This window comes from Arhodomonas sp. KWT2 (assembly GCF_041949875.1).
GTDB classification, from domain to species: Bacteria; Pseudomonadota; Gammaproteobacteria; order Nitrococcales; family Nitrococcaceae; genus Arhodomonas; species Arhodomonas aquaeolei.
This window is the reverse complement of sequence record NZ_JBHFPQ010000051.1, coordinates 214,608-233,324: the sequence shown is the minus strand read 5'-3', so window position 1 is coordinate 233,324 and position 18,717 is coordinate 214,608. Positions and strand designations below refer to the sequence as shown.

16 protein-coding genes and 1 pseudogene are annotated in these 18,717 nt (G+C 69.6%); 3 read left to right on the top strand and 14 right to left on the bottom strand.

Annotated features, from left to right (window positions below):
* Positions 1-101: 101 nt before the first annotated feature.
* Entirely contained in the window at positions 102-683 is a 582-nt protein-coding gene (gene ampD / locus ACEZHJ_RS16470; RefSeq protein ID WP_375036718.1) for a 1,6-anhydro-N-acetylmuramyl-L-alanine amidase AmpD, read from the top strand.
* On the opposite strand, the gene ACEZHJ_RS16465 is transcribed toward ampD, so the two are convergent.
* The 10 genes from ACEZHJ_RS16465 to ACEZHJ_RS16420 form a co-directional block, all read right to left on the bottom strand.
* Complete coding sequence (locus tag ACEZHJ_RS16465; protein ID WP_018716515.1) at positions 676-2,040, bottom strand: TRAP transporter large permease subunit; 1,365 nt, start codon at positions 2,038-2,040, stop codon at positions 676-678. The two genes, ampD and ACEZHJ_RS16465, sit on opposite strands and share 8 nt — an antisense overlap.
* A 57-nt stretch (positions 2,041-2,097) precedes the next feature.
* A complete protein-coding gene (locus ACEZHJ_RS16460) occupies positions 2,098-2,715 on the bottom strand; it encodes a TRAP transporter small permease subunit (protein ID WP_051088173.1) in 618 nt (205 codons plus the stop codon).
* A 61-nt stretch (positions 2,716-2,776) separates the two neighbouring features.
* Positions 2,777-3,883 carry a TRAP transporter substrate-binding protein gene (locus ACEZHJ_RS16455; RefSeq protein ID WP_018716513.1) on the bottom strand — a complete coding sequence of 369 codons (1,107 nt, stop codon included), beginning with the start codon at positions 3,881-3,883 and terminating at the stop codon, positions 2,777-2,779.
* A gap of 389 nt (positions 3,884-4,272) precedes the next feature.
* On the bottom strand, positions 4,273-5,118 hold the full coding sequence (locus tag ACEZHJ_RS16450) for a symmetrical bis(5'-nucleosyl)-tetraphosphatase (protein ID WP_018716512.1): 846 nt from the start codon (positions 5,116-5,118) through the stop codon (positions 4,273-4,275).
* A 101-nt stretch (positions 5,119-5,219) separates the two neighbouring features.
* Positions 5,220-6,341: a transaldolase gene (gene tal, locus ACEZHJ_RS16445; protein ID WP_018716511.1), complete on the bottom strand. Its 1,122-nt coding sequence runs from the start codon at positions 6,339-6,341 to the stop codon at positions 5,220-5,222.
* Positions 6,342-6,639: 298 nt separating this feature from the next.
* The gene (locus tag ACEZHJ_RS16440; RefSeq protein WP_018716510.1) at positions 6,640-7,071 is read right to left on the bottom strand and encodes a universal stress protein; all 432 of its coding nucleotides are present in this window, start codon (positions 7,069-7,071) and stop codon (positions 6,640-6,642) included.
* A gap of 80 nt (positions 7,072-7,151) precedes the next feature.
* Positions 7,152-7,922 carry a 16S rRNA (adenine(1518)-N(6)/adenine(1519)-N(6))-dimethyltransferase RsmA gene (gene rsmA, locus ACEZHJ_RS16435; protein WP_163142710.1) on the bottom strand — a complete coding sequence of 257 codons (771 nt, stop codon included), beginning with the start codon at positions 7,920-7,922 and terminating at the stop codon, positions 7,152-7,154.
* Positions 7,919-8,875 (bottom strand): 4-hydroxythreonine-4-phosphate dehydrogenase PdxA, encoded by a 957-nt coding sequence (gene pdxA, locus ACEZHJ_RS16430; protein ID WP_040409132.1) that lies wholly within the window; start codon positions 8,873-8,875, stop codon positions 7,919-7,921. Before pdxA ends, rsmA begins: the two co-directional genes overlap by 4 nt.
* Before the next feature lie 23 nt (positions 8,876-8,898).
* A complete protein-coding gene (locus ACEZHJ_RS16425) occupies positions 8,899-10,197 on the bottom strand; it encodes a peptidylprolyl isomerase (protein WP_018716507.1) in 1,299 nt (432 codons plus the stop codon).
* A gap of 65 nt (positions 10,198-10,262) precedes the next feature.
* Complete coding sequence (locus ACEZHJ_RS16420; RefSeq protein WP_375036717.1) at positions 10,263-12,512, bottom strand: LPS-assembly protein LptD; 2,250 nt, start codon at positions 12,510-12,512, stop codon at positions 10,263-10,265.
* 181 nt (positions 12,513-12,693) lie between these two features.
* Here ACEZHJ_RS16420 and ACEZHJ_RS16415 point away from each other — a divergent pair, with 181 nt between their 5' ends.
* Together ACEZHJ_RS16415 and murU are read left to right on the top strand one after the other, a co-directional pair.
* Positions 12,694-13,695, top strand: coding sequence for an aminoglycoside phosphotransferase family protein (locus tag ACEZHJ_RS16415; RefSeq protein ID WP_240466288.1), 1,002 nt, complete (start codon positions 12,694-12,696; stop codon positions 13,693-13,695).
* Complete coding sequence (murU, locus tag ACEZHJ_RS16410; protein WP_375036716.1) at positions 13,695-14,366, top strand: N-acetylmuramate alpha-1-phosphate uridylyltransferase MurU; 672 nt, start codon at positions 13,695-13,697, stop codon at positions 14,364-14,366. The genes ACEZHJ_RS16415 and murU overlap by 1 nt, the downstream gene beginning before the upstream one ends.
* 19 nt (positions 14,367-14,385) lie before the next feature.
* Here murU and hslO read toward each other — a convergent pair whose 3' ends face one another.
* The 4 genes and pseudogenes from hslO to gatC form a co-directional block, all read right to left on the bottom strand.
* Positions 14,386-15,261 (bottom strand): Hsp33 family molecular chaperone HslO, encoded by an 876-nt coding sequence (gene hslO, locus ACEZHJ_RS16405; protein ID WP_375036715.1) that lies wholly within the window; start codon positions 15,259-15,261, stop codon positions 14,386-14,388.
* Positions 15,262-15,364: 103 nt separating this feature from the next.
* A complete protein-coding gene (gene gatB / locus ACEZHJ_RS16400; protein WP_018716502.1) occupies positions 15,365-16,801 on the bottom strand; it encodes an Asp-tRNA(Asn)/Glu-tRNA(Gln) amidotransferase subunit GatB in 1,437 nt (478 codons plus the stop codon).
* A gap of 73 nt (positions 16,802-16,874) precedes the next feature.
* Positions 16,875-18,326 (bottom strand): annotated as a pseudogene (gene gatA / locus ACEZHJ_RS16395) (Asp-tRNA(Asn)/Glu-tRNA(Gln) amidotransferase subunit GatA); the annotation flags it as partial.
* A gap of 28 nt (positions 18,327-18,354) precedes the next feature.
* A complete protein-coding gene (gatC, locus tag ACEZHJ_RS16390; RefSeq protein ID WP_163141162.1) occupies positions 18,355-18,642 on the bottom strand; it encodes an Asp-tRNA(Asn)/Glu-tRNA(Gln) amidotransferase subunit GatC in 288 nt (95 codons plus the stop codon).
* Positions 18,643-18,717 lie beyond the last annotated feature (75 nt).

Here is an 18,717-nt window from a genome sequence, read left to right as displayed (position 1 = left end):
CTCGTGTGCCCCGCCGCCCGGACCGTGGAGGCCGGCACCCGGACGGCGCAGCCGCAATGGTAGCATTCGGGCCAGACAGACGATGCGGGAGAGTCCGGCAAATGGACTGGGTTGACGACACGGGCTGGCTGGCCTCGGCGCGCTGGTGCCCGTCACCGAACCACAACGAGCGCCCCGCGGGGACGGCGGTCGACGCCATTGTGCTGCACGGGATCAGCCTGCCGCCCGGGGATTTCGGCGGCGACGCCATCGAGAGGCTGTTCACCAACCGGCTCGACCCGGCGGCGCACCCGTTTTTCGCGGAGATCGCCGACCTGCGGGTTTCCTCGCACCTGCTCATCCGCCGTGACGGCGAGCTGGTGCAGTTCGTCGGCCTGGACGCCCGGGCCTGGCATGCGGGGCGCTCGGCGCTGGCCGGGCGGGTGGAATGCAACGACTTCGCCATCGGTATCGAGCTGGAGGGCACGGACGAGGTGCCGTACACCGAGGCGCAGTACACCCGCCTGCTGCCGCTGCTGGAGACGCTGATGGGCCACTATCCCGGGATCCGCAGGGAGCGGATCGTGGGGCACTGTCACGTGGCCCCGGGCCGCAAGACCGACCCGGGGCCGCACTTCGAGTGGGAGCGGCTGACACGGGCACTCGGCGTGCCCGTGCCGGCCGCGGATTCGCCGGCTAGTTGAAGGCGACGCTGGGGAGCCAGGTCACGAGGCCCGGCCAGAAGAACACCGCCGCCAGGCCGGTGAGCTGGAGCAGGATGTAGGGGAGCACGCCCTTGTAGATGTCGATCGTGTTGATCTCGGGCGGACAGACCCCCTTGATGTAGAACAGCGCGAAGCCTACCGGCGGGGTGAGGAACGAGGTCTGCAGGCAGACCGCGAACATGATCGTGAACCATGCCAGGTTGAACCCCATGCCCTCCACCACGGGCGCGACCAGGGGCAGGATGATCAGCGTGATCTCCACCCAGTCCAGGAAGAAGCCGAGCAGGAAGGTGACGAACAGGATCGTCGCCAGGATGCCGTAGTTGTTGAACGGCAGGCCGAGCAGGGCCTCCTCGATGACCTGGTCGCCGCCGAGGTTGCGCAGCACCACCGAGAAGGCGGTGGCGCCGAGGAAGATCGCGAAGATGAACGATGAGGTCCGCGTGGTCTGGTAGAGACTGTCGCGCAGGACCTCGAAGCTCATGCGCCGGTTAGCGATGGCCAGAAGCATGGCGCCCGCGGCGCCGACGCCGGAGGCCTCGGTGGGGGTCGCCACGCCCATGAAGATGGAGCCGAGCACTGCCAGGATCAGCCCGGCGGTGGGGGCGGCGGCCCACAGGGCGTTGGCGACCACGCGTGGTGTGACCTTGGGGACGTCCTTAGGGACCGGCGCGGCGTTGGGACGCACCCAGGCCAGGATGAGGACGTAGCTGATGTACAGCCCGCCGAGCAGCACGCCGGGGAACACCGCGCCCAGGAAGAGATCGCCCACGGAGGTCTCCGGGCGCGCCAGCCGGTCGGCCATGATCACCAGCATGATGCTCGGCGGGATGAGGATGCCGAGGGTGCCGGTAGCGCAGGCGGTGCCCACCGCCAGGGACTTGTTGTAGCCGGTCTTGAGCATCACCGGCAGCGAGAGCATGCCCAGCAGGACCACCGACGCGCCGATGATGCCGGTGGTGGCGGCCAGCAGCACGCCGATGATGATCACCGTCACCGCGTAGCCGCCGCGTACCACACCGAAGAGCGTGACCATGTTCTTCATCAGGCGCTCGGCCACACCGGAGCGGTCGAGCATGATCCCCATGAAGATGAACATGGGCAGCGCCACGAGGGTCGGGCTGGAGACCAGCGGCCAGATTCGCTCCGGAAAGAGCTCGACCGAGCTGCCCCAGTTGAACCAGAGGTTGGCGCCGAAATCTGCTACCAGCACGTGGCCGGCGATGCCGTAGATCACGGCGGTACCGGCGAGCGCCCAGGCCACCGGGAAACCGGTCAGCAGGATCAGCCCGAAAGTGGCGAACATCGCGATGACGAGGATTGCTTCTAGCGTCACGGTAACTCTCTCGCTCCGGCCCGTTATTTCGGTGGCAGGGGAAGGCGCCGGGGCCCTCTAGTGAACGGACGTGGTTTGACGTCGCGGCTTCGGGAAGCCGAACAGTAGCGCCGTGCACCGACTGATTCTCGCGATCACGGCGACAGCCAGCAGCACCATGGATAACGGGATTATCGACTTCAGCAGGAAGCGATAGGGAAGACCCGACGGCGCCTGAGAGGTCTCGCCGCGGATGAAGGAGTCGTATGCGTAGGGAAGGCTGTAATAGAGGACCAGCCCGAGAAACGGCAGCAGCAGCACGATCAGGCCGATGACCTCGATCCAGGCCTGCGTCTTCAGTGCCATGCGCTCATGCAGGACGTCCACGCGCACATGGTCGTCGGTGACCAGGGTGTAGGCGAGTCCGATTGGCCAGGCGATACCGTATATGTGCCAGGTCAGCTCCTCGAGCATGATCGAGCCCTGACCGAAGACGTAGCGCGAGATAACGCTGATCAGGATCACGGCGACGACGGCCAGCCACAGCCAGGAAATAAGCTTCCCCACGCTCCCGATCGTGCGATCGAGAGCGAGGGAAGCGGCGGTGTCGGGCAGCTCGGTGTGATGGTGGAAGTCCAGCTCCCCCTCGGGGATGTGGAATCCCTGTGCAGACTCGTTGCTATCGTCTTTCGACATGGTCACCAATCTCTCCATCACACCAAGCTGTTTTCCCGAAAAACCCTGAAAGGCCGGGAACTTAGTTGTTGGCTTCCTCGCCCCCGAGCATCATCTCGGGCTTGAGGTAGGCACGCTCACCCCAGACCTTGTACTGCTTCATGAACTCCTTCTGCGATTCCCAGACCCGCTTGAAGTCCTCGTTCTTGGAGGCCTCTTCCTGCATGACCTCGCGGGTGGTGGCGCGGAGCTCCTTGAGGACCGGCTCCGGGATCTGCGCGGTGTGCACGCCCTTGTCCTGGAACTCCATCAGCACCTTGCCGTTCTTGGCCTCGGACTCCGAGAGCGCGTAAGTCGTCGCGGCCATGCAGGCCGTGTCGATCTGCGAGCGCTGGTTTTCGCCGAGTGCGTTCCAGTCATCCTTGTTGATCAGCATGTACTGGGCGGTGAACTGCTGGTGCCAGCCCGGGAAGAGGTTGTACTTCACGACCTTGTTGAAGCCGAGGATCTGGTCGATGATCGGCAGCGAGAACTCGGTCGCGTCGATGGTGCCGGTCTCCAGGGCCTGGAACAGTTCGCCGCCGGGCATCATGGTGACCGAGGCGCCCAGCTTCTCGAGCACCCGGCCGCCGAGGCCCGCGAAGCGGATCTTCAGGCCCTTGTAGTCATCCAGGCTCTCGATGGGCTCGCGGTACCAGCCCGCCGTCTCCGGCCCGATAATGCCGCACAGCTCGGCGTGCACGTTGTAGCCCGCGTTCGCGTAGACCTCCTGGACGAGGTTGTGTCCCTCGTCGAAGTAGTACCAGCCCATGAACGCCCACGGCTTCATGCCGAAGGGGACGGCCGCGAACAGCGGAATGGCCGGGACCTTGCCCTGGTCGTAGCCGACCCAGGTGTAGCCCGCGGAGACCTTGCCGTCGCTGACCGCGTCGAGGATATCGAAGGGCGGCACGATCTTGCCCGGCTCCGAGACGCGGATCTGGATGCTGCCGTCGCTGATTTCGTTAAGCCGTTTTGCGACCCAGGGTGCGGGCGACGCCAGGCCCGGGAGGGTCGACGGGAAGGCAATCGGCATGCGCCAGCGCACGCTGTCCTGGGCCTGCGCCGTGTTCGCGACCGCTCCGAGGGTCATCGCACCGCCGACGACAGCCGCCGCCGCGATACGGGTGATACCGGAAGGGAACTTCATACTCTGCCTCCTGTAAAGTGCGCTGAACTGCTTGCGCCGGGGCGCCTTGCAGGGTTTTGGAGTCGTTTTTTCACTCCGATTATGGTGCATACACGCGGTTGTGCCGCGGATATGCCGGCCCGGTGGATACCGGGTATCCGGTCATTGATGGGAACGGCGGGGAAGACAGGGACGGGAGACCTGCCACGGTCGCGCTGCGCATGGGCGTGCCAGTGGTTGTCGTCATGGCTCCCCTCCGGTCCACGGCCGCGCGGCTTTGTGTCGTCTGCCGCGCTCCCCGGTTCGTTACGGGTCAGGGCATCTTGGCGGATGCTTGTTTTGGTCTGACCACCCAGCGCGAGTATAGGCAGGAATGCCCCCCCGGATGCAACCCCCGGCCGGTCGCGGTCTCAGCGGCCGGGGCCGGGCTGCAGTGCGGCCTCGCAGGCGACGGCCGTTATCGCGTCGCCGTCGTCGAGCCGGGCCGCGGTGAGGGAGCCACCCCACAGGCAGCCCGTATCCAGCGACAGCACGCGGGCGTCCGAGATCAGTCCCAATGTCGACCAGTGGCCGAAGACCACCTGCAGCCCGCCCTTGTCGAGAGCCCGGTGAGGAACCCGGAACCAGGGGTAGTATCCCCGCGGGGCCTGTGCCGGCGAGCCCTTGTAGTCCAGCAGCAGCCGGCCATCGGTGCTGCAGAAGCGCATCCGGGTCAGGGCGTTGGTGATGTAGCGCAGGCGTTCCCAGCCCTCGAGGGCGGGGTCCCAGCGGTCGGGGCGGTTGCCGTAGAGATGGCGCAGGAACGCCCGGTGATCGTCGCCGCCGAGCACCGCCTCCACCTCGCGGGCGGCCGCCCGGGCCTCCTCCAGGCTCCAGGCGGGGGAGAGGCCGGCATGCACCAGCACCCGGCCCGGGAATTCCGCCGACTCGTGCAGCAGCGGGCAGCGCCGCAGCCATTCGAGCAGCTCCTCGCCGTCCTCGGCCTCGATGATTTCGGTGACCGTGTCCGTGCGTTTGGCGCGGGCGAACCCGGCGGCGATACCGAGGAGGTGGATGTCGTGGTTACCGAGCACCGTCACCGCAGACGAACCGAGCCCGCGCACGAGGCGCAGGGTCTGCAGTGACTGCGGTCCGCGGTTGACCAGATCGCCGGTGAACCACAGGCGGTCCGCCGCCGGATCGAAGCGGATCCGTTCGAGCAGCCGTTGCAGCGCGTCGTAGCAGCCCTGTATGTCGCCGATTGCGTAAACGGCCACCGGATGGCCTCCTCACTGGCGATGGATTCGGGTGCCGGCCCGGGCACGTCCCTGCAGTGTTGCAGAGCAGCACGCCGAGGAAAACCCCGCGATTCGGGGCGTCAGGTCGCCGTGGTGAGTGCCCGGCGGCGGTCCTCCAGTGTCTCGAGGAGGTGGACGTAGCTGCGCTCGAACGCCGCCACGCCCTCGTGTTCCAGCCGCTCGGTGATGGCGTTCAGGACGATGCCGTGATCGGCGAGGCCGGCGAGCACGGCATCCGCGCTTTCCATCGCCGCGCTCAGCCCCTCGGCGGCGTGGCCGTGGTCCCGGAACGCCTCGAGGGTGGCCGGCGGCAGGGTGGTGACGGTCTCGCTGCCGGCGAGACCCTCCACATAGAGAACATCGCTGTATTCCGGGTTTTTGGTACCCGTGGAGGCCCACAGCAGCCGCTGGGGGTGAGCGCCTGCCTCTTCCAGCCGGGCGAAGCGCTCGCCGTGGCGCATCTCCTGATAGTGGCGGTAGGCCGCTGCCGCATTGGCGATGGCGGCACGTCCGCCCAGGGCCTCCAGCGCACCGGGGCCCGCGGCCTCAAGCTCCCGGTCCACCGCGGCGTCCACGCGGCTGACGAAGAAGCTCGCCACGGCATCGATGCCCGTGACCTCCAGGCCGCGGTCGAGCCGGTGTTCCAGGCCGCGGAGCCAGTGCTCGAGCACCTGGGCGTAGCGCTCGCGGGAGAACAGCAGCGTCGTGTTGACGTTGATGCCCCGCGCGGTGAGGGTCTCGATGGCCGCCAGTCCGGCCTCGGTGCCCGGGATCTTGACCATGAGGTTATCGCGCTCGATGCGCTCGACCAGCCAGCACGCCTGCTCGATGCTGGCCTCGCTGTCGCCGGCGAGCAGCGGGGAAACCTCCATGCTGACGAAGCCGTCCCGCCCTTCCGTGGCCTCGTAGACGGGCAGGAGGATGTCGGCCGCGTCGCACACGTCCGCGATCGCGAGCTCGAAGAACAGGTCTTCCGCCCGGGCCTCGGGATGTCGCGCCAGCGCCGCGCGGAGCGCGCTGTCGTAGCGTGTGCCGTCGGCGATCGCCTGGTCGAAGATGGTCGGATTGGTGGTCACCCCGGTGACCGCGTCACGTTCGAGGTGGGCATGCAGGCCGCCGTCGTCGATGAGGCCGCGGTGGATGGTGTCCAGCCACACGCTCTGGCCGAGGCGTTGCAGGTGGTGCAGGGGGGTGTTGCTCATCCCGGTTTCCCTGTTGGTCGTGATCGTCGTCTCCCCGGGGCCGACCGCGGTGCGGAATCGGCATATTGCCGGGTTTCCGCAAAGTTGCGGGCGGTCATGTTGTGTTACGCTCTAGCGCGTTCGCTTCCGGTGGCATGTATCGTCGGCCGGGGGCGCAGGCGCCGGAAACAGCGAGCCATCATGCGAAAACCCGATCTGCTGACATCTCTGACGATTGCCGTCGCCGTGGCCTTTGCGGCCTCGGTGTTCGTCCCCTACCTCTGAGGCCCGCAGGCGCAACACGCCCGGGGCGCTGCCGCTAGAGGCGCACCGCGAGGACGTCGCAGGGCGCGCCGTGGAGTAGCGCGTTCGCCGTCGAGCCTAGCAGCAGTGCGAGACCGTGGCGGCTGTGTGAGCCCACCACGATGAGGTCCGCGCCGCATTCCTGCGCATGTTCGATGATCTCGCGCTTGGTCTGTCCGACCCGCACCTCCCGATCGTCCTCGGCGACGCCCAGTTTCTCCCCGAGCTCGCGCAGGCGGCGTTCGGCATTGGCGAGCAGTTCCTGCTCCACGTTCGCGGTGGGTGGGATCATGAGCTCGTTGCCGGGCTCCACCGGCATGTTCTCCACCACGTGCAGCAGGCTTAGCCGGGCGCCGTAGCGCTCCGCCATGTCCCGGGCGCGCAGGCCCACACAGGCGCTGTCGTCCTGGAAATCCGCGGCGAGCAGAATGTGCTGATACCCCTCCATGCCATGGCCTCCCCGTCGGCATTCGGCATGGCCTCAGGGTAATGCACGCACGCGTCGTGGAGAAGCGCTCCGTGTCCGCTTCAGTCCAGTCGCCGTGCGAGCGCGGCGAAGTCGTCGAGGCTCAGCGTTTCGGCGCGTGTCCGCGGGTCGATCCCGGCCGCGGCGATGGCGTCGGTTTCGAGCAGCCCGGACAGGGCATTGCGCAGGGTCTTGCGCCGGGCCGTGAACGCACGGGTAACCACGGTGGCGAGGCGCTCCTCGTCGGGCACGTCAACCGGCGGGGCGGCATGAGGCACCAGGCGCACGAAGGTCGAGGTGACCCGGGGGGCCGGCGTGAACGCCCCGGGCGGGACATCGAACAGCGGCTCCACCCGGCAGCGGTACTGGATCATCACCGACAGCCGGCCGTAGGTGCCGCCCCCCGGTGCCGCGGCCATGCGTTCGACGACCTCGCGCTGGAGCAGGAGGTGCAGGTCGGAGACGGGCGCGGTACCGGCGGTGAGGTGGAAGAGCAGCGGCGTGGAGATGTTGTAGGGCAGGTTGCCGACGACGCGGATCGGCCCCTCGCCCAGCGAGGCCGGATCGACTCGCAGGGCGTCGCCCTGAATGATGCGCAGCCGGCTGCTGCCGGCGTCGAGGCGCTCCAGTCCGGCGATGAGGTCGCGGTCGAGCTCGATGACCGTGAGTGCCCCGGCGGCCTCCAGCAGCGGCCGGGTGAGCGCGCCCTGGCCGGGACCGATCTCCACGATGGCCTCGCCGGACACCGGTGCGATGGCGGCAATCATGCGCTCGATGTAGGCGCGCTCATGGAGGAAGTTCTGTCCGAAGCGCTTGCGGGGCCGGTGGCTCAACGGCCGCCCCCGGTCGCGAGGCGGGTGGCGAGCTCGATTGCGGCGCGGAGGCTGCCGTCCCGCGCCCGGCCGCTGCCGGCGAGGTCCAGGGCGGTGCCGTGATCGACGGAGGTGCGCACCACGGGCAGCCCCAGGGTGACGTTCACCGCTTCGCCGAAGCCCGCGTACTTGAGCACCGGCAGCCCCTGGTCGTGATACATGGCGAGCACCGCGTCGGCGTGGTCCAGGTGCTCGGGGGTGAACAGGGTATCGGCGGGCAGCGGTCCGGTGAGCGCCATGCCCTCGCCGCGCAGGCGTTCGAGCACGGGTGTGACCACCTCGATCTCCTCGCCTCCGAGGTGGCCGCCCTCGCCGGCGTGGGGATTGACGCCGGCGACAAGGATCCGGGGTGCGGCGATGCCGAAGCGCCGGCGCAGTTCGTCCTCGAGCGTGCGGGTCACCCGCTCCAGGCGCCCGGCGGTGATCGCGTCGGCGACCTCGCGCAGGGGCAGGTGGGTGGTGACCAGCGCCACGCGCAGTCCGCCGGCGACGAGCATCATCACCGGCAGGTCGCCGCCGCTGTGGTGGGCGAGGTATTCCGTGTGGCCGCTGAAGGGTACGCCGGCCTCGTTGATCACACCCTTGTGCACGGGGGCGGTGACCATGCCGGCGAAGTGCCCGTCAAGACAGCCGCCCAGGGCGGCGTCGAGCATGGCGAGCACGGCGGTGGCGTTGCCGGGGTCCAGCCGTCCCGGGGTCACCGCCTTGTGCATCGCGACCGCCTCGATCTCCAGTCCGTGGTCCGGGGCCGGTGCGTCCGGGCGGTAGGGCACGAGCTCGATATCCAGTCCGAGAGTCCGGGCCCGTGTGGCGATCACCTCCGGATCGCCCACCAGTACCGGGCGGCAGTCGGCCGGCGGGTTCGCCGCGAGCATGGCGAGCAGGTCCGGACCGATGCCCGCCGGCTCGCCCATGGTGACCGCCAGGGCGGGGGCGGTCACGAGTTGGCGGCCCCTGCCGGGTTGTCGAGGCGGTAGTCCACGTAGGCCTCCTCGCGGAGCTGGCGCAGCCACAGCTCGAGCTCCTCGTCCTCTTTGCGCTGGCGCAGCTGCTCGGCGGCCTGGTTGCGGCGGTAGGCCTCGGTGGTGTCCTTGCGCCGCTGTTCGACCAGCTGGATCAGGTGCCAGCCGTTGCGGGACTTGAACGCCCGGCTCACGCTGCCGGCCTGCATGCCCTCGACGGCGCGGCGGACGGCCGGCGGCATCTCCTGCGGGCCGAGCCAGCCCATGTCGCCGCCGTCGGCGGCGGTGGCCTTGTCATCGGAGTTCGCGCGGGCGAGTGCCTCGAACGAGGCGCCGCCCTCGATGCGCTGGCGCAGCGACTGCAGCCGTTTGCGGGCGTCGCTGTCGGTGACGACCTCATTGGTCTGGATCATGATGTGGCGGATATGGCTCTGGGTGACGACGTGCCGCTCGGCGGCGCGGCGGTCCTCCATCTTGAACAGGTGGAAGCCCGAGGGCGTGCGCAGAACCTCGCTGATCCCGCCGGGGTCGAGGGCGTTCAGGCGGTCGGCGATAACGCCCGGCAGCTCGCCGGCCCGGCGCCAGCCGAGATCGCCACCCTCCAGCGCGTTGCGCCCGTCCGAGCGCGCCGCCGCCAGGGTCGCGAAGTTGGCGCCGCCCTCGGTGAGCTGGCGGCGCAGGGCCTCGGCCTTGTCGCGGGCGTCGGAGATGGCCTCGGGCGAGGCCGCCTCCGGTAGCGCCACAAGGATGTGTCGGAGGTGGTACTCCTGCTGGTCCTCGGCGAGGCGCGCGGTGTACTGCTCGATCTCCTGGGGCGTGACGTTGACCCGCTGATCCATGACGCGCTGGCGCAGGCGCTGGACAAGGATCTGGCGGCGCAGGCGCTCGCGGAACCCGTCCATGGACATGCCCTGATTGACGAGGGCGTCGCGGAAGCCGCGCAGGTCCAGGTTGTTGCGTTCGGCCACGCGGCGGACCGCGGCGTCGAGCGTGGCCTGGTCGACGGTGATGCCGCGCCGGTTGGCGGCGTCGATCTGGAGCTGCTCGACGACCAGGCGCTCCAGGACCTGCTGGCGCAGCTCCTGCTCCGACGGCGCCTCGATGTCACGCTGCTGCAGCTGCGAGCGGACCTGGGCGAGCTCGTCCTGGAATTCCGACATCAGGATGACGTCTTCGTTGACCACGGCGACGATCCGGTCCAGCAGCTGGGCCGCCGCCGGCCCCGCCAGGGCGAGCGTCAGGAAGGCGGCGGCGATGCACCGGTAGAGGCTCATGCGCAACACGGTCTATACCTCGATCAGTCGTGGGGACGCCCGGTGCACGCGGGCACCGCGTCCGGTCAGTAGCCTGGCCGGGCCTTGTAGCCCGGCACCGCATTCTCGAAAAACTGGGGGATTGTATCACCGAGGCCACCCAGGCCCTTGAGCGCGAACTGGAGCAGGATCTGGTTCTCCAGGTTGTCGCCGGGGGCGTTGTCCTGGGTCGCCTGGTAGACCGCGCGGATCGCGTAGCAGCAGCTCTCGTACTCCAGGCCGATGAAGCGCTCGTCCGTCTCCTTGTCGAGCAGATCCTGGTTCCAGCCGCCGAGCACCGACCAGCGCGGCGAGACGGACAGCGCGAAGCTCGTCTCCGCCTGCTCCAGCGGGTTGCGGCCCTCGCCGCTGCGGTCGCGGTAGCTGACGTTGAGCAGCAGCGGGCCGCCATTGTTCCATCGGACCCGGCTGTAGAGGTCGTGGTTCCCGAAATCGGCCTCGTCCCAGCTGTAGTTGATGGTGCTGCTCAGCCCGAGGGGCAGATTCAGCCGGAGCTCGGTGAAGTAGTCGGAGCGCTCCTCGGTGTCGTCGCTGCCATCCAGCGTGACCTCGCGGTCGTCGAAATAGAAGATCTGGCCGGCGGAGAAGCGCAGGTAGTTCCGGCCGGTGTTCTGATCCAGCAGGCGCGAGGTCACGCCGAGGCTTAGCTGGTTGGCGTCACCCACGCGGTCCGGGCCGCTGAAGCGCTCCTCCCGGAAGAGCTGGCTGTAGCTGAGGTCCGAGGCGTCGGTGTCGAACGTGGGCAGGTCGTCCTGATTCCGCTCGGGGACGTAGAGGTAGAACATCCGCGGTTCCAGGGTCTGGGTCATGTTATGCCCGAACCAGGACGTGTCGCGGACGAAGTTCAGCCCCGTGTCCACGCTGTAGATCGGCACGCTGCGGTCCGGGCTGCGGCTGGTGCCGTCCGGATCGTCGAGCTGATAGCTGGTGTAGCGCCAGGATACCGCCGGCTCGAAATGATAGGCGAGCGAGCGCAGCGGCAGGGCCAGGCGCGGTTTCATGTCGAAACGCTGGCCGGTGACACGCTGATCCGGATAGGGGTGGTAGAAGTCCACCGCCTCCGCCTCGAACGATACGTCCAGCGGCATGTCCGTGATCAGCGGCCGGTAGTCGAAGCTCACCCTGGGCTGGCGCGCATAGGGTTCGTTGCGTGGGGAGACGGTCGGGTCAATCGTCTGCCAGTCCTGGGCGTCGGCGGTGACCTGCCAGTCCTCCGTGCTCCAGGACGCCCGGGCGTAGCTCTCCAGATTGCGTTCTGACGAGGAGAAGTCGCCGTCGTTGAATCCGGTATCGAAGTCGTCGAGGTAGTCGTCGTCGCTTACCCGGCGCTGCTCGAGCTCGCCGCTGAAGTGCTTTCCGGCCGCGAAGCGGTGGTGCTGCTGGACGAGCCAGCGGTCGTCGCCGTAGGCACTGTCGTTGGGCAGGTAGGTGCCGTGGACCTCGCCCGCCGCCCAGGGCTCCAGGTACCGGAATTCGCCGCCCAGCATCAGGCCGCGCTTGGTGTAGTACGTCGGCGTGATGGTGGCGTCACGGTTCGGGGCGATGTTCCAGTACCAGGGCGTGCTGACCTGGAATCCGCCGTCGCTGCTCTGGCCGATGCTCGGCGCCAGAAAGCCCGTCAGGCGCTCGCTGCCCACCGGGAAGCGCAGCCAGGGGGAGTAGAACACCGGCACGTCGGCGACCGACAGCCAGGCGTTGGTCGCCGTGCCCTGGTTTTCTTCCTGGTCGATGGTCACCGTGCCGGCGTGCAGCCACCAGACCTCCTCGCCGGGGTTGCACGTGGACAGGCGCACGTCGTAGTAGCGGGCACGCTCGGGACCCAGGCGCTCGGCGCGGCTGGCGTCGCCCTGGAGGTGACCGGCGTCGACCCGGTAGGTCACCGCCGAGAAGCGCCCGGTGTCCGCGTCCAGGTTCATCCGGGCCTCGTCCGCGGTGACCACCGCACCGGCCTCTTCGTAGTGGACGTCGCCGCTGGCGCTCACGCGCTCCGGGTCGGTGCGGTACTCCATGCGCTCCGCGGTGACCTTGCGATCCGCGCGCCGGATCACCGCGCCGCCGGTGAGCACGTAGCGTCCCTGGTCGTAGCGTACGGCGCCGGCGTCCACCTCCGTGGGCGTGTCAGGGTCGTCGCGCTTGGCCGGATCACCGAGGGGCGCCGGGGTCAGTGGCGGGCCGCACAGCGCCCACGGGCCGTCGGCCGCCCCGGCGACAGAGGGGGCCAGGGTGGCGAGCGCGGTAATCCATGCGAGGCGGACCAGTGGGGTTTTCCGGGTCACGCGTTCTTCTCCTGCAAGGCGTCGCTACCTTCGCACAGCTCCCACGCCGCCGCAAACGCGCTCGTGGCGTTGCCCGTCGCGCCGGCGCTTTTACGGCCATAGGACCGGCGACGGGCGTCCCGGGAGGCGGCGGGCTGGTAGTATCATCGTCGCCTTTGCCAACAGCCACAGGGGAGGCGCCGTGACCGGCGTGAAGGGCAGCGACACGAATACCGCGACGGCGGCGATGCAGGACTGGATCGAGGCGCGGCTGGGTGCCCGCGTGCAGCTCGCACCCATGACCGGGGATGCCGGTGACCGGCGCTATTTCCGCGTCGCTCACGAGGCCGGTACGTGCGTGCTGATGGTCGCGGGCGAGGACTCGCCCCAGCTCGCGCGGTTCCTGGTGACCGGCCGGCTGCTGCGCGACGCCGGTCTGCATGCCCCGGCGGTGCTGGCGTCGGATGCCGGGCGTGGCTGGGCGCTGCTGGAGGATCTCGGCGGTCGGGACTATCTCGCCGGGCTCAACGCCGGCGAGGGCGAACGGTTGATGCCGGCGGCCATCCACGCCCTGGTGCGCTGGCAGGCCGCGCCGCTGCCCGACGGGCTGCCGCCCTATGACCGGGACCTGCTTGCCCGGGAGCTGTCGCTGTTCGTCGACTGGTACCTGGGCCGTCACCGGGGCATCCGTCTGGACGACGCCGAGCGCCGAGACTGGGAGGCGGTGTGCGAGCGGCTCATCGGGCGCGCACTGGCCCAGCCGCGGGTGGGGGTGCACCGGGACTTCATGGTCCGCAACCTCATGGACTGCGAGCGGCTGCCCGGCGTGATCGATCACCAGGACGCCGTCGTCGGTCCGCTGACCTACGATCTCGCGAGCCTGCTCCGCGACGCGTTCTGGGAGTGGCCGGAGGCGGACGAGACGCGCTGGATCGCGCTATACCGCGAGCGCGCCGCCGAATCCGGGCTGGCGTTGCCGGGGGAGGCGGCGTTCCGCCAGGACCTGGACTGGATGGCGGTGCAGCGTCATCTCAAGGTCCTGGGGGTCTTCGCCCGGCTGCACTATCGTGACGGCAAGTCCCGTTATCTCCCTGAGCTGCCGCGGTTCGCACGCTACGTGCGCCGCGAGGCCGCCGCGTGGCCGGAGCTGGCGCCGCTGCTCGAGCTCTTCGCGCGCTACCGCGTGGGAGAGGAGGGGGGGTGATGCACGCGATGATCCTGGCCGCCGGGCGCGGCGAGCGCATGCGCCCGCTGACGGACGACCGGCCCAAGCCCATGCTGTGCGCGGGTGGCCGGCCGCTGATCGACTGGCACCTCACGGCCCTGGCCCGGGCCGGTGTGACCCGCGTGGTGGTCAACGTCGCCTGGCAGGGCGCACGTCTGCGGGAGTACCTCGGCGACGGCGGTGCCTGGGGCCTCGAGGTGACGATCTCGGACGAGGGCGACAGCGCGCTGGAGACCGGCGGCGGGATCCGGCGGGCGCTGCCGCTGCTCGGCGAGGCCCCGTTCTGGGTGGTCAACGGCGACGTGTGGACGGACTTCGACCCGGCCACGCTGCCCCGGGAGCCGGCCGGTGACGCGCACATCGTGCTCGTGGACAACCCCGGCCACCATCCGGAGGGGGACTTCGGGCTCCGCGACGGCCGGGCGGTCGAGGCGCCGCCGCGGCTGACCTTCGCCGGCATCGGCGCCTACCGGCCCGGGCTGTTCGGCGGGCGCGACGACGGGGCCTTCCGGCTGGCGCCGCTGCTGCGCGATGCCGCGGCGGCGGGGCGGCTGGGGGCGACCCACCACCGCGGGGCGTGGTGTGACGTCGGTACGCCGGAGCGGCTGAAGGTGCTGGACGCGTGGCTGAGCCGGCGCGGCGGCGCCTGAGCGCCTCCACCGCGCGGGCTCAGTGCTGGGTGTCGGAGGGCGGTGGCGCGCTGGGGTCGGCGAGCAGCTGCTCGGCGTCCACCGGGTCGAAGTGGTAGGCCGCGTTGCAGAAGTCGCAGTGGACCTCCACGCCGCCCTGCTCGGCGACGATGGAGCGCACCTCCTCCGGGCCCAGAGAGGCGATCATGGCGCCGACGTTCTCCCGCGAGCAGCGGCACTGGAAGCGCAGCGGCATGGGGTCGAACAGCCGGATGTCCTCCTCGTGGAAGAGGCGCCGCAGGATCTGGGAGACGTCCAGGTAGAGCAGCTCGCGGGCGGTGATGGTCTCCGCGAGGTGGCCGCTGCGCGCCCACGCGTCGGTGTCCGTGGTGGCGTCCTCCCGCGCCGGGATGCGCTGCAGCAGCATGCCGCCGGCGCGGCCCTCGGCCGCCGAGAGCCAGACCCGCGTGTCGAGCTGCTCGGACTCGCGGAAGTATTTCTCCAGGGCCGCCGCCAGGCTTCCGGGGGCGAGATCGACGATGCCCTGGTAGCGCTGGGTGTCGTCGTCGGGCTCCAGGGTGATGGCCAGCGCGCCGTCACGGGCCTGTTCGTCCAGGGTGGCGTCCGGTACCTCGGCGTTGTAGCGTGCCATCGCCCGCATGCCGCCGTCACTGCTGGCCTGGACGACGAGCATGGTCAGCGGGCCGCTGGACTGGATCTGCATCACCAGCCGGCCGCGGAACTTGAGCGTCGCGGTGAGCAGCGCCGCCGCCGCCAGCGCCTCGCCGAGCAGGCGGTTCACCACCGGGGGGTAGTCCGCCCGCCGGGTGAGCTCCCGGTAGACGCTGTCCAGCTGGACGAGCTCGCCGCGAACGTCGGCGTTCTCGAAGAGAAAGCGGTAGAGGCGGTCACTCATGAGGCTCGGTCCCGTCGCGGCTGTACCGTTCGAGATGGGGGCGTGGCGGGGGTGTTCAAGCATGGGCCGGGGACGCGGCGCGCCCCCGGCGGCGGCCGGGTGATCAGCCGTCGAGCTTGCGGCGCAGGATCTCGTTGACCTGCTGCGGGTTCGCCTTGCCCCCGGACGCCTTCATCACCTGGCCGACGAAGAAGCCGAGGAGCTTGGTCTTGCCGGCACGGTACTGCTCGAGCTGGGTGGGGTTGGCGGCGATGGCCTCGTCCACCATGGCCTCGATGGCGCCGGTGTCGGTGACCTGCTTCAGCCCCTTCGACTCGATCACCGTGTCGGCGTCGCCCTCGCCGTTCCACATGGCCTCGAAGACGTCCTTGGCGATCTTGCCGGAGATGGTCTCGTCGTTGATCCGGCACAGCAGCCCGCCGAGGTCGGCGGCGCTCACCGGCGAGTCGGTGATGTCCAGGCCGGCCTTGTTCAGCGCCCCGGAGAGCTCGCCCATGACCCAGTTGGCGGCGAGCTTGGCCTCGCCGTCCGCCGCGGTCACGGTGGCCTCGTAGTAGTCGGCGAGCTCGCGGCTGGCGGTGAGCACGCCGGCGTCGTAGGCGGGCAGGCCGTAGTCGGCCTCGAAGCGCGCCTTCTTGGCGTCCGGCAGCTCCGGGAGCTCGCCGCGGATCTCCTCGATCAGCGACCGGGTCACCTCCAGCGGCAGGAGGTCCGGGTCCGGGAAGTAGCGATAGTCGTTCGCCTCTTCCTTGGTGCGCATCGAGCGGGTTTCGTTCTTGTCGGCGTCGTACAGGCGCGTCTCCTGCACGACCTCGCCGCCGTCCTCGATGAGCTCGATCTGGCGCTCGATCTCGTGGTTGATGGCGCGCTCGACGAAGCGGAACGAGTTGAGGTTCTTGAGCTCGGCGCGGGTGCCGAAGCCCGACTCGCCCTTCGGTCGCACGGAGACGTTCGCGTCGCAGCGGAAGCTCCCCTCCTGCATGTTGCCGTCGCAGATGCCGAGGTAGCGCACCAGCGAGTGGAGCTTCTTCATGTAGGCGACCGCCTCCTTCGCCGAGCGCAGGTCCGGCTCGGAGACGATTTCCAGCAGCGGCGTGCCGGCGCGGTTGAGGTCGATGCCGGTCATCGCCTCGAAGCCCTCGTGCAGGCTCTTGCCGGCGTCCTCCTCCAGGTGCGCGCGGGTGACCCCGATGCGCTTGGTGGTGCCGTCCTCGAGGTCGATGTCCAGGTGGCCGGTGCCGACCACGGGCAGCTCGTACTGCGAGATCTGATAGCCCTTGGGCAGGTCGGGGTAGAAGTAGTTCTTGCGCGCGAACACCGAGCGCCCGGCGACCTCGGCGTCCAGGGCGAGCCCGAGACGCACAGCGAAGCGCACCGCCTGCTCGTTGAGCACGGGCAGCACGCCGGGCAGCCCCAGGTCCACCGCGCAGGCCTGGGTGTTGGGCTCGGCACCATAGGCGGTGGACGCCCCGGAGAAGATCTTCGTCCGGGTGGCGAGCTGGGCGTGAATCTCGAGTCCGATGACCGGTTCCCACTCCATGACGGGTTCCCGCTAGTCGTAAGTAGTCGATCGTGGCGGCGCCGGGGCGCCGCCGCCGGTTGGTCGCGCGTCCGGCGAAAACGCCGGGGGCGCGGGTGGGCCCGTCGGTGGCCTGCGGGAACCGGTGGCCGCCGTTGAGCAGCCGCGCCTCGTCGAAGTCGTTACCGATGAGCTGCAGGCCCACCGGCCGGCCGTTGGCGAAGCCCGCGGGCACCGACAGCCCCGGCAGGCCGGCGAGGTTCACCGCCAGGGTGTAGATGTCGGAGAGATACATCTGCACCGGGTCGTCGGCCTTCTCACCGATGTCGAACGCCGGGGTCGGCGCCACCGGGCCGAGGATGACGTCCACGTCCTCGAACGCGCGGGTGAAGTCGTCGCGGATCATTCGACGGACCTGCTGCGCCTTGAGGTAGTAGGCGTCGTAGTAGCCCGCCGACAGGGCGTAGGTGCCGACCATGATGCGGCGCTTGACCTCGTCGCCGAAGCCCTCGCCGCGGCTGCGGGTGTAGAGGTCCTCCAGTCCGCGCGGGTCCTCGCAGCGGTAGCCGAAGCGCACGCCGTCGAAGCGCGAGAGGTTGGAGGAGGCCTCCGCCGGGGCGATGACGTAGTACACCGGCACCGCGAGGTGGGTGTTGGGCAGCGAGACCTCGGTGATCTCGGCGCCCTCGGCACGGAGCGCGGCGACCGCCTCGTCGATGGCGGCGCGCACGCCGGCGTCCAGGCCCTCGCCGAAGTATTCCGCCGGCAGGCCGATGCGCAGGCCGCGGATGTCGTCGCCGAGGGCGGCGCGGTAGTCGGGGACCTCGCGCTGCACGCTGGTGGAGTCGCGGTGATCGAAGCCGGCCATGGCGCCGAGCAGCACGGCCAGGTCCTCGGCGGAGCGGGCCATGGGGCCGCCCTGGTCGAGGCTGGAGGCGAAGGCGACCATGCCGTAGCGAGAGACCCGGCCGTAGGTGGGCTTGAGCCCGCTGATGCCGCACATGGACGCCGGCTGGCGGATGGAGCCGCCGGTGTCCGTGCCGGTGGCCGCCGGGGTCAGCCGTGCGGCCACCGCGGCGGCGGAGCCGCCGGACGAGCCGCCGGGCACCGCGGCGGTGTCCCAGGGGTTGCTCACAGGGCCGTAGAAGCTGGTTTCGTTGGACGAGCCCATGGCGAACTCGTCCATGTTGGTCTTGCCGAGCATCACCGCGCCGGCCTCGTTGAGGCGCTCGACCACGTGGGCGTCGTAGGGCGCGATGAAGTTATCGAGCATCCGGCTGCCGCAGCTCGTGCGCACACCGTCGGTGCAGAAGATGTCCTTGTGCGCGATGGGCACGCCGGTCAGCGGCCCGGCCTCGCCGCGGGCGCGGCGTGCGTCCGCGGCCTCCGCCCGGGCCAGCGCGGCCTCCTCGGTGACGCTGATGAAGCTGTTCAGCGTGCCGTCGTGGCGGCGGATGCGCTCCAGGTAGTGCCCCGTGAGCTCGCGGCTGGTGAAGTCGCCGCGCTCGAGAGCGGCGGCGAGCTCGGTAATGCTGTATTCGTGCATGACGGTTCGGACCCTGTGGTTGCGAGGCTCACTCGATGACGCGGGGCACCAGGTACAGGCCCGCCTCGGTGGCGGGGGCGATGGCCTGGAAGCGCTCGCGCTGGTCGGTCTCGCTGACTTCGTCCGGGCGCAGCCGCTGGTTCATCTCCAGCGGGTGGGCGAGCGGCTCGACATCCCCGGTGTCCACGCCGGAGAGCTGCTCGACGAAGTCGATGATCTCGCTGAGGTTGCGCGCGTAGTCGGGCACGGCGCTCTCGTCGATACCCAGGCGCGCCAGATGCGCGATATGCGCCACGGCTGAGGCATCCAGGGACATGCGTGTTCTCCGAACAGGGTTGGGTTGCTACGGGCTTGCGCACCCGCCGGGCGAAAGCGGAAAACTAGCATACAA

Bases quoted from the DNA above. Each gene is read 5' to 3' on its own strand.
- gatB (WP_018716502.1), bottom strand. From the start codon at position 16,801: ATGGAGTGGGAACCGGTCATCGGACTCGAGATTCACGCCCAGCTCGCC.
- ACEZHJ_RS16455 (WP_018716513.1), bottom strand. From the start codon at position 3,883: ATGAAGTTCCCTTCCGGTATCACCCGTATCGCGGCGGCGGCTGTCGTC.
- ampD (WP_375036718.1), top strand. From the start codon at position 102: ATGGACTGGGTTGACGACACGGGCTGGCTGGCCTCGGCGCGCTGGTGC.
- ACEZHJ_RS16460 (WP_051088173.1), bottom strand. From the start codon at position 2,715: ATGTCGAAAGACGATAGCAACGAGTCTGCACAGGGATTCCACATCCCC.
- pdxA (WP_040409132.1), bottom strand. From the start codon at position 8,875: ATGGGCGAGCCGGCGGGCATCGGTCCGGACCTGCTCGCCATGCTCGCG.
- hslO (WP_375036715.1), bottom strand. From the start codon at position 15,261: ATGAGTGACCGCCTCTACCGCTTTCTCTTCGAGAACGCCGACGTTCGC.
- ACEZHJ_RS16425 (WP_018716507.1), bottom strand. From the start codon at position 10,197: ATGAGCCTCTACCGGTGCATCGCCGCCGCCTTCCTGACGCTCGCCCTG.
- gatC (WP_163141162.1), bottom strand. From the start codon at position 18,642: ATGTCCCTGGATGCCTCAGCCGTGGCGCATATCGCGCATCTGGCGCGC.
- ACEZHJ_RS16440 (WP_018716510.1), bottom strand. From the start codon at position 7,071: ATGGAGGGGTATCAGCACATTCTGCTCGCCGCGGATTTCCAGGACGAC.
- tal (WP_018716511.1), bottom strand. From the start codon at position 6,341: ATGAGCAACACCCCCCTGCACCACCTGCAACGCCTCGGCCAGAGCGTG.
- murU (WP_375036716.1), top strand. From the start codon at position 13,695: ATGCACGCGATGATCCTGGCCGCCGGGCGCGGCGAGCGCATGCGCCCG.